Below are 19,701 nucleotides of genomic sequence, written 5' to 3'. Positions count from 1 at the left end.
AAAAATGCTTTCTAAAAAATCAAAAACAGTAATAACTCTTACTCTTGCTTGTTCATTAACAATCGGATTAATTTCTTGTTCAAGTTCTTCTTCAGCTAGTAGAAATACTAACATTAAATATTCTATTACTGATGAAGCAGGTGAGGCTGCTGAATTAAAGATGATGAATATGCCAACATCACCTTACTGGTTCCCAAATCAACTTTTAGAATGGGATCCAGATACGGATGAAAATATTCAATTTAATAAGAGTTCTATTCCGCTTTCAAAAAGAGCTTCAAAAGATAGATTAGAAGCTGTTAATTCAACTCAAAATAAAGACTTTAATGTTGTTGCTTTGTCAATAATGAATTCTAGTACAAGTGGTAACCCATCTCAAGGTTCAAATAAGTTTGCTTCTAATACCTTTTCTTATTGGCAATATATAGATAAACTTGTTTATTGGGGTGGATCATCGGGAGAAGGAATAATAGTTCCTCCAAGTGCTGATGTAATAGATTCTGCACACAAAAATGGTGTTCCTGTTCTTGGAACTATATTCTTCCCAATGGTACAGCATGGTGGAAAAGTTCAATGGTTAGATGAGTTTTTACAAAAAGACAGTAACGGAAACTTTCCTATGGCTGATAAGCTTATAGAAGTTTGTAAGACAATAGGATTCGATGGTTGGTTTATAAACGAAGAAACAGGATTAGCTGAAGGTGACAATGAGGATATATCTAAAGAATCTTCTAAAGTGAATCAAAAGCACGCTGAACTTATGCAAGAATTTATTAAAGTCTTTAAGGAAAAGGCTAAAGATGAATTACAAGTAATGTGGTACGATTCATTGACAAAAGACGGAAAAATGGATTGGCAAAATGCTTTAACTGATAAAAATGATTACTTCTTAATTGACAGTGATAAAGAAAAGGTTGCAGACAGTATGTTCTTAAACTTCTGGTGGACAAATAAGAAGCTTGCAGAAAAACAACTTTTAAAGGCTTCTAATGAAAAAGCAAAACAAATTAAAATTAATCCTTATGATCTGTATGCTGGAATTGATCTTCAAGCAAATGGTACTTCTACTCCTATACGTTGGGATTTATTCGAGGATGAAAACAAAGTTCCATATACATCACTTGGACTATATTGCCCAAGTTGGACATATTATTCAGCTGGAAATATAGATGAATTCCATTCTAAGGAAAATAGATTATGGGTAAATGAATTTGGCAATCCATCAAAAGAAACCAAGGTTACAGGAACTGAATTTAAAGGAATATCAACATATTCTATAGAAAAGACAGCTATTACTTCATTACCTTTTAATACTAACTTTAATTTAGGTAACGGATACAACTTCTTTATTAATGGAGAAAAAGTATCTAAACTAGATTGGAATAATCGAAGTCTTGCAGATATAATGCCAACTTATAGATGGATAATTGATAACCAGGGATCAAATAATATTAAAGCTTCAATAGATTATGCAAATGCATATTATGGAGGTAATTCAATAAAACTAGCTGGTAATCTAAGTTCAAATGAAGCTTCAGTAATAAAATTATTTAGCACTGATTTAACTTTAGAAAAAGGAAGTAAATTTACAACTACAGCACAATCAAATTCTGAAGTTTCACTTGATTTAATACTAGAATTCTATGATGGAGATAATGAGGAAATTCAAGGTAAATCTAAAGTAGGAAATAAATGGACTACTGTAGAGTATGATATATCTAAATTTAATGGAAAAGCTATAAAATCCATATCTTATAAGATTTCGAATAAAGATTCTATATCTAACTTAAGTCTTAACTTAGGTAATATTCAAATTACTGGCTCAAAAAAGATTAAACCTGTAGATGTTAAGAACGTTAATGTAGATAATGTAAGCTTTGAAGAAGATAATATGTACGCAGGCGTTAAATTATCATTTGATGCCTCTAATAAGGAAAATATTAATAATTATGAAATATATAAAATAAATAGTGATAATACTAGAACATTTTTAGGTGCCACACCAAATAATAAGTATTTTATAAATGCTCTTCCAAGAGATGAAAAATCTAATACTACTACCTTTGAAGTTATTGCTATAAATAAAAATATGTCTGTTGGAAAATCAAGCACAGTAAAAATGGAATGGCCTGATAATAGTATTCCAAAAGCTAATTTTAAAGCTTCAAAGACATTAGTGGCTCCAGGTGAAGAAATTCAATTTGAAAACTTAAGCTCTAAGGTAACTGAATCTGTTGAGTGGAAATTTGATGGTGCTACTACTGAATCAAGTACTGAAATGTCACCAAAAGTTAAATATGATAAAGAAGGTACTTATACAGTTACATTAACAGCTAAGAGTCAATCCGGTGAAGATGTTAAAGTAATGGATGGACTAATAACTGTTTCTAATGATGCTAAAGATAACTTTAAAAATCTTTCTTTAGCTAAGACTCCTGAAGCTTCCAGTTATGTAAATCCTAATGAGGCACCACCTTTTGCTTTTGATGGGAAGCTAGATACTAAATGGTGTGCTGTTGGTACTCCACCACATAATATAACAGTTGATCTTGGCAGTGTAATGACTGTAAGTGAAGTTAGGATAGCACATGCTGAAGCAGGTAAAGAAAGCCCTGATATGAATACTTCAGACTATACTATAGAAGTTAGCGAAGATGGTAAGAACTTTACCGAAGTCATCTTAGTCAAGAAAAATAATAAAGCCAATACTGTAGATACCTTCAAGGTAACTAAAGCTAAATATGTAAGAATAAATGTAACAAAACCAACCCAAGGTTCAGACTCTGCTGTAAGACTTTACGAAATTGAAGTTTATGGCATAGAAAAATAAATTCTATTATCTATTATAAATTAATATTTTTAATAAAAGAGAACATATAAATGTTCTCTTTTTCATTTTTTAATTTTTATTTAAAAAAATTTATATATTGACATTTTTAAATAAAAATTTTATAATTATTTTATAATATAATATTTCCATTAAGAGGGAGTAGTAAAAAATATAACATCAACATTCGCGGCCTTTTGGTCTGGTGTTATATACCATCTTGGTTACGAGACTTTTAATACAATTTTTAACACAGTGAAAATTGTATTAAGAGTCTCTTTTTGTTTGTAGGCTCATATATTTCTAGGTTAATTTTTAAAATTAAAACACAAAATACTACTATTAAATAGTTTGGAGGAGTTATTATGGAAAGATTTTTTTCAAAATCATATGAAGATGTATTAAAGCAATTTAATGTCTCTAAAAGTGGTTTAAGTGAAAATCAAGTAAAAGAAAATTTGGACAAATACGGTTATAATCAATTAACTGAAAAGAAAAAACAAACTGTTATGCAAGTCTTTCTAAGTCAATTTAAGGATTTACTTGTAATAATACTAATTATTGCAGCTATAATTTCTATGGCAACTGGAAATGTTGAAAGTACATTAGTTATTTTTGCTGTTATTATTCTTAACGCAATTTTAGGCACTGTTCAACATTTTAAAGCAGAACAATCATTAGATAGTTTAAAAGCATTATCTGCTCCATCTGCTAAAGTTTATAGAAATGGAAAGAAGATTGAAATTCAATCTAAAGAAATTGTACCTGGAGATATATTAATTTTAGAAGCTGGTGATATGGTTGCCGCTGATGGTAGAATAGTTGAAAACTTCTCCCTTCAAGTAAATGAAAGTTCATTAACTGGTGAATCTGAAAGTGTTAATAAATTTATTGATGAAATTAAAGAAGAAGAAATCGCCTTAGGTGATCAAAAAAATATGGTTTTCTCTGGTTCTTTAGTTACTTATGGTAGAGCCTTAGTTGTTATTACTGGCACAGGAATGAATACTGAAATAGGTAAAATTGCCCACTTAATGGAAGAAACTCAAGAAAAGCAAACACCACTACAAGTTAGTTTAGATGATTTCAGTAAAAAATTAGCTATAGGAATTTTAGTTGTTTGTGCTATTGTATTTGCATTAAGTTTATATAGGGGAGTATCTATTTTAGATTCACTTATGTTTGCTGTTGCTTTAGCTGTTGCTGCTATTCCTGAAGCATTAAGCTCAATAGTTACAATTGTACTAGCCTTAGGAACTCAAAAGATGGCTAAAGAAAATGCTATTGTAAAAAAACTTAGAGCTGTTGAAGGCTTAGGTTCAGTATCAGTTATTTGTTCTGATAAAACTGGTACATTAACCCAAAATAAAATGACTGTAAAAAAAGTTTATTTTGATAATAAATTAATTGATGGTGAAGAAGTAGACTTAAATGATGAGTTAGGAAATTATTTAATTAGTAGTTCAATTTTATGTAATGACTCTACATCTAAAAACGGAGTTGAAATAGGTGATCCAACAGAAGTTGCTTTAGTTAATTTAGGACATAAATTATCTTTAGATGAACTGAATTTAAGAAAATCATATGGTAGATTAGGTGAATTACCATTTGATTCTGATAGAAAACTTATGAGTACTCTTCATAAGTTTGATAATAAAAACTTAATGTTCACTAAAGGTGCTTTTGATGTATTACTAGATAGAATTGTAAAAATCAAAACTTCTACTGGTGTACGAGAAATAACATATGAAGATAAACAAAATATAATAAATGCAAATAAACAATTATCACAAAGTGGATTAAGAGTTTTAGCTTTTGCTTATAAAGAATTTGCAAATCCTGAATTCTTATCATTAGAAGATGAAAATAATTATACCTTTATAGGTCTTATTTCAATGATAGATCCTCCTAGAGAAGAATCTGCTGAAGCTGTTAAAGACTGTATAACAGCTGGAATAAAGCCAGTTATGATTACAGGTGATCACAAAATAACTGCATCTGCCATTGCAAAGCAAATAGGTATTCTAAGAGATGGAGATAGAGCTATTGAAGGAATAGAACTAGATAAAATGTCAGATGATGAATTAAAAAGTAACATAGAAAATATCGCCGTTTATGCTAGAGTTTCTCCTGAACATAAGATAAGAATAGTTAGAGCATGGCAAGAAAAAGATGAAATAGTTGCTATGACTGGTGATGGAGTTAATGATGCTCCTGCACTTAAACAAGCTGATATAGGAATTGCAATGGGTATTACAGGAACAGAAGTCTCAAAAGATGCTGCTTCAGTAATATTAACAGATGATAATTTTGCTACAATAGTTAAGTCTGTAGCTAATGGTAGAAATATTTATAAGAATATAAAGAACTCTATTAAATTCTTATTATCAGGTAATACTTCCGGTATATTATCAGTATTATATACTTCATTAATGGCTTTACCAATGCCATTCCATGCAGTACATTTACTATTTATAAACTTATTAACTGATAGTTTACCTGCAATTGCAATAGGTATGGAAAAGTCTAAGAAAGATTTATTAAAGGATAAACCTAGATTAAGAAATTCATCTATATTGTCAAAAGACTTTATATCTGAAATTGCTATTGAAGGTTTAATAATTGCTGTATTTACTTTATTCGCATTTTATATGGGTCTAAAAACTAATGAGGCTGTAGCATCTACAATGGCTTTCTCAACACTTTGTTTAGCTAGATTATTCCATGGATTTAATTGTAGAGGCGATAAATCAATATTCTCAATAGGCTTATTTTCAAATAGATTTAGTTGGATGGCATTTGGTGTAGGTGTACTATTATTAAACTTAGTATTATTTGTACCATTTCTTCAAAAATTATTTGAAGTATCCAATTTAACTGGTTCACAAATTGGTTATATATATTTATTTGCTTTTATACCAACACTAATTATTCAAATAGCTAAAGTAATATTAGATGTTATAAAAAGTAGAAAAGATAATAATATTAATTCTTCACATGAAAAAGAAGAAGTTGAAAAAGTTGCTTAATTAAATTTAAATTCTATAAAAAACAGTTTGCACTTGGTACAAGCTGTTTTTTTATCCAATTTTCTCTTTAAATTCTTGCATATCATAAGGTATTTCAAATTCTGGCATTCCTGCTACATAAGGAGCTATCTCATAATAAGGAAAATATATTATTATCTTATTATTTTTAATATAAAAACTTTGATTATCTTTAATTCCATTAAATCCTTCTTTTCCAGTAAAATAATAATCAGGATGTTTGTTTATCTCTTTTTGTATTAATTCATTTATATTTTTTTTATAATCATATCCAACTTTAAATAAGTCTTTCAATTCAATTTTCTTTCCTGATTTAATATCTATGTTATAAGATTTTCTAGTTGTAATTCCATGTGCCCCACCACTAAATTGATAGTAATCTATATAAAAACTTAATATAGCTTCATTATTAGTTAATGTATATTTTGCATTCAATTCATATGGAATTGTTGGAGTTAAATCCTCACTGGTTTCTTTAACCTCGTTTATCCAGCTATCAGTCCAATCACTTATTTCATTGTTGATAACTTTTTCACCATTTTCATTAATTAATCCTACTATTTGAGGAATATCGACATCAATATTTACAAATTTTAAATTTTTCTTTATTATTTTATCCACAAGTTTCGGATTTTCGACAGCATCTCTACTTAAATTTATTAACAGTGCCTGTGGACAAATGTGGACAATTTCTAATACTACTAGAACAGTTATTAATATTTTATAAACCTTATTCATATGTATATCTCCTATTTCTATAAATATATATAATTTTCAGTTTTTTTCAAATTATTTTTATATTATATTATCTACAATACTGTTAATAATTATTAACAATACTTTCAACATAATTTACACAAGTTATCCACATGGACATGTGGATTATGTGTGTAACATACGAATTTTTATTATAATTTACTATTTTTTGTTCATAAAAAAGTTGACAAGTCCTTTTACAAAGCCACTTTGCTCCCTGTGGATAACTTTTTTGATTTTTTATCATATTTTAATAGGGAGATACTAATTGCTTGCTTCACCTACTGGTTCTAAGTATAGCAACTAATATCTCCCTACTTATCAAATTCTTTTGTTTTTCCTGATGTACTTATTAAATTATTTAGTCCCTTAAGCTCATCTGAAGTTAAGTTTCTCCACTCTCCAATTTTTAATGTTTCTAAATTTATGTTCATTATTCTTATTCTATTTAGTTTAACTACATTATATCCTAAAGCTTCACACATTCTCCTTATTTGCCTATTCATTCCCTGCGTTAATATTATTCTAAATGTGTTCTTATTTTCTTTTATAACAATACATTTTTTAGTTACTGTCCCTAATATTCTAACTCCACTTGACATAGATTTTATAAAATTATCATCAATTGGTTTATTTACAGTAACTATATATTCCTTTTCATGATTATTTCCAGCTCTTAATATCTTATTAACTATATCTCCATCATTTGTCAAAAGTATTAGTCCCTGTGAATCTTTATCTAATCTTCCAATTGGGAAAATTCTTTTTTTATGATTTATAAAATCTACTATATTTCCTTTTACCTTTTTTTCAGTAGTACATGTAATACCTACCGGTTTATTTAAAGCAATATATACTAATTCATCTACTTTCTTTATAGGTTTTCCATCTACCTTTACATCTGCCGTTTCTTTAACTTTGGTTCCCATAACTGCATTTATACCATCTACAGTTACTCTCCCAGCTTCTATTAGTTTATCAGCTTCTCTTCTTGAACAAAATCCTGTTTCGCTTATAAACTTATTTAGTCTTATTTCAGCTCCTCTATCACTGTGTATTATTACATATTTATCTTCATTATTCTTTTGCTTCATTATTCTCACCTTTATAAATTTTAAGGGCTTACCTTATGTTCATCCCCTGAATTATTTAACCTAACTTGAATTTCTTTCTCTTTAATAAAACTTTCTGTATCTTTTAAAGCATCATAGCTTAATGGTGTTCCTGTTACAGTAACTATTACTCCTGATTCTGGAATCATTTCATTATTAATAGCATAATTTAATATATTCTTTACTGAATCATCTATATTGGCATTATTAACATTTAGTTCAAGTAACATATTATTTCCTTTTTCAGTTTTACTGTAAGCATCTACTATTCTATCAAATCTATTTACCTCTAATGTGATTTCTGATGTAGTTTCTATAACTATAGTTTTATCAATTGATTTATATTTAAACGCACCTATAATAATTACTAATACAAATAAACTAAGTAGTATTGAAAGCTGTAATTTGTACTTTTTTATAGTAACAGCTTCTACACTAACAAAATCCTCTCCTATATTATTATCTTTTCCAGCTTTAACTTTTATAAACTCACCTTTAGATGTTAATATTATAGCACTTCTAAAGTTCTTACTAATTATAATTCCTCTATGTTCAGTTTCTTTCATAATTTGAGATATTTCATCTACACCAAGGATATTAATAGCCTCTACTATTTGTATATATTCCTGGATATATTTATAGTTAGGATTAGACAATATAACAACATAAGTTATAATATATTCTTTCCAAGTTTGAAGAAATTCCTTTTCTATTGGTGTTCTTTTAAGAATTCTATTAATTGGGAACTTTCTAGTTGTATTTAGATATTCAAATAATTCTACATCTTCTATTATAAAATAAGCTATATTCAAAATTTTATTTCTTATAGTGTACGATACCTTTTCATGTATTAAATCTTTTATAAGTATCTTATAATTTAAAAGATCCTCACTTAATTTTTCTATTTCTTCTGCTCTTTTCTCTATTACTTCTTCTAAAGCTACACTTGATGGAGATTTAGTCGAAAATTTATATTTATCACTTTGAAAATCGCTCATTATTATCCTCCGTTTTATAAATCCTTAGTTTCTATAAGATTACCTTTTACTATAACCCTTTCTTTTGCTCCAACAGTACAGGTTACTAATGTAATAGTAGCTTCACTGGTATTATCAAGCACTTCCACATTGCTTGGATCAACTATGAAGTTATCCGTAATTTCATATATATATTCTTTCTTATTAGCTTTAACTAGTATTTTGTCTCCCTTTTCTACCTTATATAAGTTTACAAAGGCTTCTGAATAATCAGATACTCTATGGCCTGCAACTGCAAAATTACCTTTTTCACCCGGTCCTGCCGAATCTGCAAAATGACCCAAATAATATTGTAGAATATCATCAGTTATACCTTCTACTAGTCCTTGAGATAGATTTATACTAGGAATTTCAATTAAAGCAATTGGTTTGTATCCATTAATAGATTTTTCTTCTGTACCATCTTCCTTGCTCTTTGGTTCTTCATTTATGACTTCTTCTAAAATATTTTGAAGTTCTTTTTGCCTTTTAGATGTTTCAATTTTTTTGTAAGCAATTGATGCAATTAATGCTAGTCCAACTATAATTAAAACAACGCCTATAAGCCTTCTGATTTTTTCTCCCATATTTCTCATCTCCCAATAAACATTTATAATAATTCATCATATATTATAACATAAAGACTATACTTTTAATATAATTGTGTCTCTTATATCCATTAATATTTTAGGAGTAACTTATGAATAGGAAAATAATTTATGTCGATTTTGTTTTTAAGCGTCGAAAACTTTCTTCTAGAACTATCCATTTTATTTATAAACTCAAAGTTAAATTAAAGCATTTGTTTAATAAAATATTTAAAAATAGAAAGAGAAAAATTAATTCTAATATTTATCCTTTTAAAAAAGTACTATAGATATAATAAAAAATTCATATAATATTGAAAAATAGTTATAAAAAAATATATATCATCTCATATATTTATATTATTAATTAAACCATATCTATTTTTAATATTTATGGTAAAATAACTCTATAATTATTTTAGAGGTGATAAAGTGAGGATAGGATTAGGATACGATGTACATCGTTTAGTTGAAGGAAGGGATTTAATAATAGGTGGTGTTAATATTCCTTATGAAAAGGGGTTACTAGGTCATTCAGATGCAGATGTTCTACTTCATGCAATTATGGACTCATTACTTGGTGCCTCAGCTCTTGGTGATATTGGAAAACATTTTCCCGATACAGATCCAAGGTTTAAAGGAATATCAAGTATAAAGCTATTAGAAGAGGTAGGGAAACTACTTTCTGTTAATAGATATTCTATTAACAATATAGACGCAACTATTATTGCTCAAAAACCTAAAATGGCTCCTTTCATTCAACAAATGAGAGAAAACATAGCAAATGCACTAAATATTAATTTAAACCAAATAAATGTCAAGGCAACTACTGAAGAAGGCCTTGGATTTACTGGAAATGGTGAAGGAATTTCTTCTCAAAGCATATGTTTGTTACAATTGACAATTAACGATTAACAATTTACAGTTTAGGAAATAACTCAAACAATTGAGTTATGGGAGTGAAAAGTGAAAGAGTGAAGATTGCATTTAAAATAAAATCTTTACTCTTTCACTAAAAGAAAAGTATGGCTTTTTTATTTAGCCATACTTTTCTTTTTCTGGTTTATATTTTAATTTTACAATAGCCTTATTTATTTCTCCAATGTATGTATATAGATATTATAGCACATATCCCCATAAGATAAGGATAAAATAAAAATTTCATTATTGCAAATGGTGATAAAGCGGCAAGTCCTGCTGCTGAAATTAATTGTGCACCATATGGTATCACTCCTTGAAACACGCATGCAAACATATCCATTATGCCTGCAACTCTTTTGGGTTCTAAATCAAATTCATTTGAAATATCTTTAGCTATAGGTCCTACAGTCACAATTGCAACAGTATTATTAGCTGTACAAATATCAACTAAACTAACTAATGTTGCAATACCGTATTCGGCTCCCCTCTTAGTTTTGAAGTTTTTTAATCCTTTATTAATAATAAAATCTATTCCACCATTAAAATTAATAAGTTCTATTGTTCCTGCTATAAGAATTGAAATTATTATTAGTTCACTCATACCTAATATTCCTGAGGATATAGAGTTAAATAATCCTATAAGATTAAAACTTCCAAGAATAAATCCTATTATTCCTGAGGATAAAATACCAAGTAATAATACTATAATTACATTTACTCCAATTAATGATGTTACTATTACAATTATATATGGTAAAATTTTAAACAAATTAAATTCTAAGGCTTCTAAATTTACAACTGTTGCACTCTTAGTTAGCAACATAAGTATTATTGCAGTTATGATTGCAGCTGGAAGTACTATAATAAAGTTCATTTTAAATTTATCTTTCATCTCACAACCTTGTGTTCTAGTAGCAGCTATAGTTGTATCTGATATTATAGAAAGGTTATCTCCGAACATCGCTCCACTAACCACCGCTCCTGTAGCTAAAGCTGTTGCTATTCCAGTTTTATCTGCTATTCCAACAGCTATTGGTACTAGCGCAACAATAGTTCCCATTGATGTTCCTATAGATAATGATATGAAACATCCTATAATAAATATTCCTGGAATTAAAAGACTACTTGGCAGTAAAGAAAGTCCTAAATTAACAGTAGAATCTACTGCTCCCATATCCTTTGCTACTTTTGCAAAAGCTCCTGCTAATATAAATATAATTACCATAAGTAAAATATTGGTATTTCCTGCACCTCTACAAAATATATCTACTTTCTCATCAAACTTTACTTTTTTATTCATGATTAATGCTGTTAAAGCTGCTGCTAGGAAAGGGATTAGTATAGATACAGCATAAAAATCTTTTGCAATTATTGATGTTCCTAAATAAACTAATAGAAATACTCCCAATGGAAGTAAAGCCAGCCCATTACCTTTGTTATTCAAAATTCTTTTCTCTCCTTTTTGATATTAAATAATTTGTATGTATTTTTAGTTTAAATTTAAAAAAGCTTCTGCAAGAATACAGAAGCTTTGATTACACATATAAAAAGTTATAATTCGCCTCTTATCTATCAGGATATCCTGCAGGATTTAGCACCTTAAGAATTAATTAAAATCCTTGGTTGCTGGGCTTCAAAGGGCCAGTCCCTCCACCACTCTTGATAAGACTTTTAAATTTTGCATTATTATAGTATCAGCTTAAATTTATATTGTCAACAGTTATATTTTCCCTCACAATATATTACGATTATATATTTCTACAAACAATTAAAGTTATACGCAAAATATAGTTGATTTAAACATAAAAAAGAGATTACATAGTAATCTCTTTGGTGCGTTATCAGGGGATCGAACCCGGGACACCCTGATTAAGAGTCAGGTGCTCTACCAACTGAGCTAATAACGCATATGGAGCGGGTGATGAGAATCGAACTCACGTAACTTGCTTGGAAGGCAAGGGCTCTACCATTGAGCTACACCCGCATATATTATTGACAATAATAATTATATAATTTCTAAATAATACTGTCAATAATAAATTTTAGTCTTAAATTATTTCTGTAAGTGATTTTAATAGAATATCTTTAAACCTTTCTCCATCACTTTTATTTTTGTCAGCTTTTTCACATATGTTTTTCCATTCAGAAATACTTATACCTGTTCGCTCCTTAAACTCACTATCATTTGTTGTCATATAGCTTGAGTTTACAACAAATTCTCCTAAGTCTTTTGGAGTATTAAATATCTTTAAGTATAAAAACTCCTTATTGTCTCCATACCAAGTTCTATTAAAATCTCTTGCAAATCTTTGAAGAGCTCTAATTAATTTATCCTTGGATAAAATCCAACATTCCTTTATCATTTTCACATGCCTTCGCATATTATCTGCTTCTTCTCTTGATATTTTTTTATTTTTTTCTCCATCTGAGATTATTCTGTCTACTGGGATATTCGGAACATTAATTACCATTCTCTCTTTCCCATATATCCACTTATAAAATGCCTCTTGCAAAAATGAGTATTGGATATAACCTAATAGCATCTTTTCATTAGGAAAATATGCCCATATATTACTAAGTCCATTATTCTTACAAAAAACTAATGTATGGATATATATACTCTTTTCATTGGGTAATTTATCCATAAACATATGACCTCTTATAGTTTTATTTTCGTTAATTAATTCTTCCCAGTAATCAAATGAATCATAATTATGTCTCACTGTATCACCTTTCTTTCACCTACATAGTATAATATATTATACATATATAATATACTACATATATATTATATAGTATATTATACCATCTTTTCAAGTACTTTTAAAGAATATAACAAAGTAAATTAAAACACTTTCTAAATTTAATTTTCTGACAATATAGATATACATATTTGAAATAAAAATAAATTTATTTTATAATATTATTAAAGATAGAAAAAGGAGGCATGACTTTGCACCACTGTGAAATTTGTGGATCAACAGCGGATATTCATCATATAGTTCATAAACATGAAGGTGGTTACGATATTAAACTCAACTATAAATATCTCTGTAACTACCACCATAGAGGGAAAAATGGACCTCATAACTGTATAGAAACTGATTTGAAATATAAACTAGAAATGCAAGATAAACTTTTTAATCTCTTGCCAAAAGACTACTATACAGCTAAAGAACTTTATACTATTTTAGGAATGTCTAACTCTTCTTTAAAAAGATTAATAAAAAAGCTTAAGTTATTTAAAGAAGGATATTCTAAAAAAGAAGTAATAAAAAACCTCATGGGTGGTAAACTCTACTCCTATGCTATGCTTAAAGAGTTAGAATTAGAACGTCTTTTCAATAGTATTAATATTAGCTAAATTTTAACTTTATATTCAGATAGTAATTATTTCAATTTAATTAATATAAAAAGCTTAAGGAATAAATTTATAAGAAGTTATTCAAAGGGTAATCTTTTTATAAATTTCTAAAGAATAAAAAAATAGACTTTAATATTAAAATTAAAGTCTATTTTTGGAGCGGAAGACGGGATTCGAACCCGCAACTTTCACCTTGGCAAGGTGACACTCTACCGTTGAGTCACTTCCGCATATACAATTATTTTAAGATTTAATATGGTGCAGATGAAGGGAGTCGAACCCCCACGCCAATGGCGCTAGATCCTAAGTCTAGTGCGTCTGCCAATTCCGCCACATCTGCATACCTTATATTAACATTATATAGAAAAAATATTTTTAAATCAATAATAAAATATTTTATATTATTATTTTTTAATGTATTCTTTTTATTGACATTAACATATTATATAATTATAATTAATATTAAATATTTTAACACGTTGAAGAGAAGAGTAAACTAATTTTCATTTTCAGAGAGGGATATATTTGGTGAAATTATCTTATTTGAATCTAGTTGAAAACCGCCTCTGAGTGACTTTAATAAAGTCCGTTTATATCACGTTACGATATCTTAAGTGGCCTAACTTTAGGCAAATTAGGGTGGAACCGCGGGAAATTAAGAATTTAATGCTCTCGTCCCTTCTATTATTTTGAAGGGATGAGGGCTTTTTTATTTATAAAAATATTATTTTAAGGCTAATGAACCATAAATCGCAATTGCGATATTTTATTTATATAACATGGAAGGAGAAAATAAAATGATTAAAATCACTTTAAAAGATGGATCAATAAAAGAAGTTGAAGCTGGTATTTCTGTTTTAGACATAGCTAAATCAATTAGCGAAGGTTTAGCTAGAAATGCTTGCTGTGGAATAGTTAATGGAAAGGTGGTTGACTTACGTCATACAGTAAATGAGGATAGTGAACTTGCTATTTGTACATTTGACTCACAAGAAGGGAAAGATGCATTAAGACATAGTGTATCTCATGTTTTAGCATACGCTGTTAAAAGATTATATCCAAATACAAAGTTAGCTATAGGACCGGCAATAAATGATGGCTTCTACTATGACTTTGATGTAGAAAAGTCATTTAGTGCTGATGATTTAATAAAGATAGAAGATGAAATGAGAAAAATAATAAAAGAAAATCCTTCAATTGAAAGATTTGAACTACCAAGATCTGAAGCTTTAAAACTTATGGAAGAAGCTAATGAATCCTATAAAGTTGAGCTAATAAATGATTTAGATGAAAATGAGGTTATATCTTTCTATAAAATGGGTGACTTTATTGATTTATGTGCTGGACCACACCTAATATCTTTAAAACCTGTTAAAGCAGTTAAACTTCTTAGAAGCGCTGGTGCTTACTGGAAGGGTAATGAAAAGAATAAAATGCTTTCAAGAATATATGGAACTGCATTCCTAAAAAAATCTGATTTAGATGCTCACTTAGAAGCCTTAGAAGAAGCTAAAAGAAGAGATCATAATAAGTTAGGAAGAGAATTAGGTATATTTACTACTGATGAAAATGTCGGTCAAGGATTACCTTTATTAATGCCAAAGGGAGCTAAAATAATACAACTTCTTCAAAGATGGGTTGAAGATGAAGAAGAAAAAAGAGGTTATGTATTAACTAAAACTCCTTTAATGGCTAAAAGTGATTTATATAAAGTTTCTGGTCACTGGGATCACTATAAAGATGGAATGTTTGTGTTAGGAGATGAAGAAAAGGATACTGAAGTTATGGCACTAAGACCTATGACTTGTCCTTTCCAATATTCAATATATAATGCAACTCAACACAGTTATAGAGACTTACCAGTAAGATTTGCTGAAACTTCAACTCTATTTAGAAATGAATCTTCTGGTGAAATGCATGGACTTATAAGAGTAAGACAATTTACCCTTGCTGATGGGCACATTGTATGTACACCTGAACAACTTGAAGAAGAATTTAAAGGCTGTGTTGATTTAATAAATCATATTATGACTACTCTTGGAATAGATAAAGATATATCTTATAGATTCTCAAAATGGGATCCTAATAATACTGAAAAATATATAAATGATCCTGAAGCTTGGAATAACACTCAAAATATAATGAGAGATATACTAAATCATCTTGGTATTGATTATGTTGAAGCTGATGATGAAGCTGCATTCTACGGACCAAAGCTTGATATACAATTTAAGAATGTTCATGGTAAAGAAGATACAATAATAACAGTTCAAATTGATTTTGCTCTTGCTAGTAGATTTGGAATGACTTATATAGACAAAAATGGTGATAAAAAATATCCTTATATAGTTCATAGATCTTCAATTGGATGTTACGAAAGAACTTTAGCTATGCTTATAGAAAAATATGCTGGAGCATTACCAACTTGGTTATGTCCAACTCAAGCTATAGTACTTCCTATATCAGATAAATATAATGATTATGCTGAATCAATAGTTAAAGATTTCAAAAACGCAGGCATAAGAATAAATGGGGATTATAGAGCTGAAAAAATTGGTTATAAGATTAGAGAAGCTAGACTTGAAAGAATACCTTATATATTAGTTGTTGGTGAAAAAGAAGCTGCGAATAATGAGGCTTCAGTAAGAAGTAGAAAAAATGGAGAAGAAGGTGCTCTTCAAGTTTCCGAATTAAAAAATAGATTAATATTAGAAATAGCTAATAAAGAAAAGTAATAAAAAAGAAGGTATTTGATTAATTTCAAATGCCTTCTTTTTTCATTACTTCTATTAAATTATAACTCTCAGAAACTATCATCATCTTGCAAAACTATTCTTTGGCTATTTATCTAAAGTTCTTATTACTCTACAAGGGTTACCCGCAGCTAATACATTACCTGGAATGCTCTTAGTTACAACACTTCCTGACCCAATAACCGAGTTTTTTCCTATTCTTACCCCTGGATTAATAGTAGTCCCACCACCTATCCAAACCCCATCACATATCTCTACCGGATCTGCATACTCTAAATCTTTCATTCTCTCTTCAACTGAAAGTGCATGATTAGCTGTAAATATGTTTACATTAGGCCCAATCATAACATTTTTTCCTATAGTAACTTTTCCACAATCTAATATTGTGCAATTATAATTTGCAAAGGATTTTTCGCCCCAATGTATATTATATCCATAAGCACATCTAAATGGTTGTTCTATATAGAACTCTTCAGGCGTATGTCCAAATAATCCCCTAAGCAAATTCATTCTTTTTTCTATTTCTTTTGGGTGTAATGAATTATATTCAAACATAACTTCATTTGCATGCTGTCTATCATTAAACAACTCATCCCCTAAAGACACATACCAATCACCTTTTAACATCTTTTCTTTCTCGGTCATATTAATCTCCTTTTAACATTAAATTATATTTATGAAAAGACTTCTATTTATTTTCTTCAATAAGCTTTTTCATCTTATTTTGAAGTAACCATATTTTCTTTTGCTTTCTATTATAAGAAACCATTTTTTCCTTATTATTAACACTAGATTCTAATTGCTTTGTAGTCTTTTCTTCATATAACTTTAATGCTTCATTAAGAATTTGAAATTCTTCTTTATTAAACATAAAAACACTCCTTATGCTAATGTAAATTAATTTATTTAATTATGATAGTGCTACATCTAAAATCATCATAATTACAAATCCTATAGAAAAAGCTATTGCACTAATATCTGAAAAATTATCTTCTGCAGCTTCTGGTATTAATTCTTCAACTACAACAAAAATCATGGCTCCTGCCGCAAAAGAAAGAAGATATGGCATAATTGGTGAAACAACACTAGAAAATATTATAGTTATTACTGCTGCTATAGGTTCTACTATTCCAGATAAAGCTCCATAAAGAAAAGCTTTATTTTTGCTTAATCCTTCACTTCTAATAGGCATTGATATTATTGCCCCCTCTGGGAAGTTTTGAATTGCTATTCCTATAGAAAGAGCGAGAGCCGATGCAATAGTTATTGCTCCACCTTCATTCATAACTGCTGCAAAAACAATTCCTATAGCCATTCCTTCTGGAATATTATGAATTACTACTGATAATACCAGTTTTGTAGTTTTACTTAATTTATAGTTTTTTGATCCCTCTTCATTCTTACCATCAACATGTATATGTGGAATGATTTTATCTAAAGAATATAAAAACATAATACCGACAAGTATTCCAACAGCAGCTGGAATAAATGATAATTTTCCCATGTCTTTAGAGATATCTATTGAAGGAATAATTAATGACCATACTGATGCTGCTATCATAACTCCTGATGCAAATCCAAGAAGTATTTTATTAACTTTTTTATTCATTTCTTTCTTCATTAAATATACACAAGCAGCACCTAAAGACGTACCTACAAAAGGTATTAAGATTCCGATTAAAATATTCATTGCTACTACTCCTCCTTTACAAATAGAATGTTCTCTATTTTTATAATAATGAATTAAATTTTATTCATCATATATATCGACTTAATTTTTACTTATTAATATGTTACAACTTTTACTCATGTTTATCAAGTATTCATGGATTTCTACCCTATTTATATTCATCAAAGTCTTAAAATATATACTTATTGCTGTAAATAAGCTTATCTGCCTATTTGAATACTCTCAATAATATTAAATTTGAAAAAAAAGCTACTATTCTACATAATGTATATAGAATAGTAGCTTTATAAAATTCTCTATATTGATTCTAATGCTTGTTCAAAGTCTGAGATTATATCTCTTATATCTTCTACTCCAATTGATACTCTCATCAAATCAGGAGTTACTCCACTTGCTATCTGTTCTTTTTCAGATAATTGACTATGAGTAGTTGTTGCTGGATGTAAAAGGCAGCTTCTTACATCACCTAATGTTACTACTAATGCTACTAAATTTAATGATTTTGCAAACCTTTTTGCATCCTCTATACCGCCATTTATTCCAAAAGTTAATAATCCACTTCCTCCACCTTTTAAATATTTTTTTGCTTTATCATATTGAGAGCTCGTTTCAATATATGGATAATTAACCCATCTTATTTTAGGATGTTTTTCTAACCATTTTGCTAAATCTAAAGCATTTTGTGAATGTCTTTCCATTCTTAAATGAAGAGTTTCTAGCCCTAAGTTAGTTAAATAAGCATTAAAGGGACTTTGGCACGCCCCTAAATCTCGTCCTAATGTAACTCTTAATTTTGTTATATATGCTGCATTTCCAAAGCTTTCTACATACCTTAACCCATGATAACTTGCATCTGGTTCTGTGAAATCTTTAAATTTTCCATTTGCCCAGTTAAAATTTCCACCATCAACTACTATTCCACCAATACTTTGAGCATGACCATCTGCATATTTTGTTGTGGAATGTACTACTACATTAGCTCCATGTTCAAATGGATTACATAAGTATGGCGTTCCCACTGTGTTATCTACTATAAATGGAATTTCTAACCTTTTTGAAACATCTGCAAATTTATCAAAATCTAATATATCTAATCCTGGATTTCCTATTGTTTCTCCATATATTACTTTAGTATTATCCTTTGCACATGAAAGTATTTCTTCTTGGCTTGCTTCTGGATCTACAAAAGTAACATCTATTCCCATTTTTTTAAGATTTACTGTAAATAAGTTGACAGTTCCCCCATATAAACTCGCTGATGATATAACATGATCTCCAGCGCTGCATATATTTAATATTGCATATAATAAAGCTGCTTGTCCTGATGAGGTAGCTACTGCCCCAATACCACCTTGCAGTTTAGCAAACTTTTCTTCCAATGCTCCCACTGTTGGATTTGATATTCTGCTATATAGATGTCCTTCAGCCCCCAAATTAAATAACTTTTCTAATTGATCAGGATCATCATATTTATATGTCGCTGTTTGAAATATTGGTAATACCCTTGGCTCTCCAGCCTTTGGTGCATACCCTCCTTGAATGCATATTGTCCCTTTTTTCCATTGATTTGTCATATTAAAAGCCCCCTTTTTAATATAATTGCTTATTGCTTATACTTTTAGATATTA

15 protein-coding genes, 4 tRNA genes, 1 riboswitch and 1 other annotated feature are annotated in these 19,701 nt (G+C 28.9%); of the genes, 5 read left to right on the top strand and 14 right to left on the bottom strand.

What is annotated here, in order from left to right:
* Positions 1-4: 4 nt before the first annotated feature.
* Both ABDZ60_RS04130 and ABDZ60_RS04125 read left to right on the top strand, forming a co-directional pair.
* Positions 5-2,830 (top strand): endo-beta-N-acetylglucosaminidase, encoded by a 2,826-nt coding sequence (locus ABDZ60_RS04130; protein WP_343776264.1) that lies wholly within the window; start codon positions 5-7, stop codon positions 2,828-2,830.
* A gap of 362 nt (positions 2,831-3,192) precedes the next feature.
* On the top strand, positions 3,193-5,856 hold the full coding sequence (locus ABDZ60_RS04125; protein ID WP_343776262.1) for a cation-translocating P-type ATPase: 2,664 nt from the start codon (positions 3,193-3,195) through the stop codon (positions 5,854-5,856).
* Positions 5,857-5,907: 51 nt separating this feature from the next.
* Here ABDZ60_RS04125 and ABDZ60_RS04120 read toward each other — a convergent pair whose 3' ends face one another.
* The 4 genes from ABDZ60_RS04120 to ABDZ60_RS04105 all read right to left on the bottom strand — a co-directional run bounded on the left by ABDZ60_RS04120 (position 5,908) and on the right by ABDZ60_RS04105 (position 9,345).
* A complete protein-coding gene (locus ABDZ60_RS04120) occupies positions 5,908-6,612 on the bottom strand; it encodes a DUF3298 and DUF4163 domain-containing protein (protein WP_343776260.1) in 705 nt (234 codons plus the stop codon).
* Between the two features lie 332 nt (positions 6,613-6,944).
* A complete protein-coding gene (gene rluF, locus ABDZ60_RS04115) occupies positions 6,945-7,724 on the bottom strand; it encodes a 23S rRNA pseudouridine(2604) synthase RluF (RefSeq protein ID WP_016205778.1) in 780 nt (259 codons plus the stop codon).
* A gap of 20 nt (positions 7,725-7,744) precedes the next feature.
* A complete protein-coding gene (locus ABDZ60_RS04110; protein ID WP_016205779.1) occupies positions 7,745-8,740 on the bottom strand; it encodes an anti-sigma factor domain-containing protein in 996 nt (331 codons plus the stop codon).
* Between the two features lie 14 nt (positions 8,741-8,754).
* Positions 8,755-9,345, bottom strand: coding sequence for a class D sortase (locus tag ABDZ60_RS04105; protein WP_047000061.1), 591 nt, complete (start codon positions 9,343-9,345; stop codon positions 8,755-8,757).
* Positions 9,346-9,777: 432 nt separating this feature from the next.
* Here ABDZ60_RS04105 and ispF point away from each other — a divergent pair, with 432 nt between their 5' ends.
* On the top strand, positions 9,778-10,260 hold the full coding sequence (ispF, locus tag ABDZ60_RS04100) for a 2-C-methyl-D-erythritol 2,4-cyclodiphosphate synthase (protein ID WP_343776237.1): 483 nt from the start codon (positions 9,778-9,780) through the stop codon (positions 10,258-10,260).
* Between the two features lie 172 nt (positions 10,261-10,432).
* Here ispF and ABDZ60_RS04095 read toward each other — a convergent pair whose 3' ends face one another.
* The 4 genes from ABDZ60_RS04095 to ABDZ60_RS04080 form a co-directional block, all read right to left on the bottom strand.
* A complete protein-coding gene (locus ABDZ60_RS04095) occupies positions 10,433-11,710 on the bottom strand; it encodes a Na+/H+ antiporter NhaC family protein (protein WP_047000059.1) in 1,278 nt (425 codons plus the stop codon).
* Positions 11,711-11,828: 118 nt separating this feature from the next.
* Positions 11,829-11,935: riboswitch (SAM riboswitch) on the bottom strand.
* Between the two features lie 162 nt (positions 11,936-12,097).
* A tRNA-Lys gene (locus ABDZ60_RS04090) sits at positions 12,098-12,173 on the bottom strand.
* 3 nt (positions 12,174-12,176) lie between these two features.
* A tRNA-Gly gene (locus ABDZ60_RS04085) sits at positions 12,177-12,250 on the bottom strand.
* 64 nt (positions 12,251-12,314) lie between these two features.
* Positions 12,315-12,989: a hypothetical protein gene (locus tag ABDZ60_RS04080; protein WP_343776236.1), complete on the bottom strand. Its 675-nt coding sequence runs from the start codon at positions 12,987-12,989 to the stop codon at positions 12,315-12,317.
* Between the two features lie 230 nt (positions 12,990-13,219).
* Here ABDZ60_RS04080 and ABDZ60_RS04075 point away from each other — a divergent pair, with 230 nt between their 5' ends.
* Entirely contained in the window at positions 13,220-13,630 is a 411-nt protein-coding gene (locus ABDZ60_RS04075; RefSeq protein ID WP_016205784.1) for an HNH endonuclease signature motif containing protein, read from the top strand.
* A gap of 155 nt (positions 13,631-13,785) precedes the next feature.
* Here the strand turns inward: ABDZ60_RS04075 and ABDZ60_RS04070 are convergent.
* Both ABDZ60_RS04070 and ABDZ60_RS04065 read right to left on the bottom strand, forming a co-directional pair.
* Positions 13,786-13,860: transfer RNA gene (locus ABDZ60_RS04070), tRNA-Gly, on the bottom strand.
* A 26-nt stretch (positions 13,861-13,886) separates the two neighbouring features.
* Positions 13,887-13,970: transfer RNA gene (locus ABDZ60_RS04065), tRNA-Leu, on the bottom strand.
* A gap of 130 nt (positions 13,971-14,100) precedes the next feature.
* Positions 14,101-14,313 (top strand) — a binding site (T-box leader).
* Positions 14,314-14,427: 114 nt separating this feature from the next.
* On the opposite strand from ABDZ60_RS04065, the gene thrS reads away from it, so the two are divergent.
* On the top strand, positions 14,428-16,365 hold the full coding sequence (gene thrS, locus ABDZ60_RS04060; RefSeq protein WP_047000058.1) for a threonine--tRNA ligase: 1,938 nt from the start codon (positions 14,428-14,430) through the stop codon (positions 16,363-16,365).
* Between the two features lie 105 nt (positions 16,366-16,470).
* On the opposite strand, the gene ABDZ60_RS04055 is transcribed toward thrS, so the two are convergent.
* The 4 genes from ABDZ60_RS04055 to ABDZ60_RS04040 all read right to left on the bottom strand — a co-directional run bounded on the left by ABDZ60_RS04055 (position 16,471) and on the right by ABDZ60_RS04040 (position 19,647).
* Positions 16,471-17,028, bottom strand: coding sequence for a sugar O-acetyltransferase (locus ABDZ60_RS04055; RefSeq protein WP_047000057.1), 558 nt, complete (start codon positions 17,026-17,028; stop codon positions 16,471-16,473).
* A 43-nt stretch (positions 17,029-17,071) separates the two neighbouring features.
* Complete coding sequence (locus ABDZ60_RS04050) at positions 17,072-17,254, bottom strand: hypothetical protein (RefSeq protein ID WP_016205787.1); 183 nt, start codon at positions 17,252-17,254, stop codon at positions 17,072-17,074.
* A gap of 39 nt (positions 17,255-17,293) precedes the next feature.
* The gene (locus ABDZ60_RS04045; RefSeq protein ID WP_016205788.1) at positions 17,294-18,073 is read right to left on the bottom strand and encodes a ZIP family metal transporter; all 780 of its coding nucleotides are present in this window, start codon (positions 18,071-18,073) and stop codon (positions 17,294-17,296) included.
* Between the two features lie 296 nt (positions 18,074-18,369).
* Entirely contained in the window at positions 18,370-19,647 is a 1,278-nt protein-coding gene (locus ABDZ60_RS04040) for an O-acetylhomoserine aminocarboxypropyltransferase/cysteine synthase family protein (protein WP_047000056.1), read from the bottom strand.
* Positions 19,648-19,701: the final 54 nt, after the last annotated feature.

Origin of the sequence: Clostridium sartagoforme (assembly GCF_039521405.1) — a bacterium.
Lineage (GTDB): Bacteria > Bacillota > Clostridia > Clostridiales > Clostridiaceae > Clostridium > Clostridium sartagoforme.
Note: the sequence above shows the minus strand (reverse complement) of the source record. Positions and strands in the feature narration are given on the sequence as shown.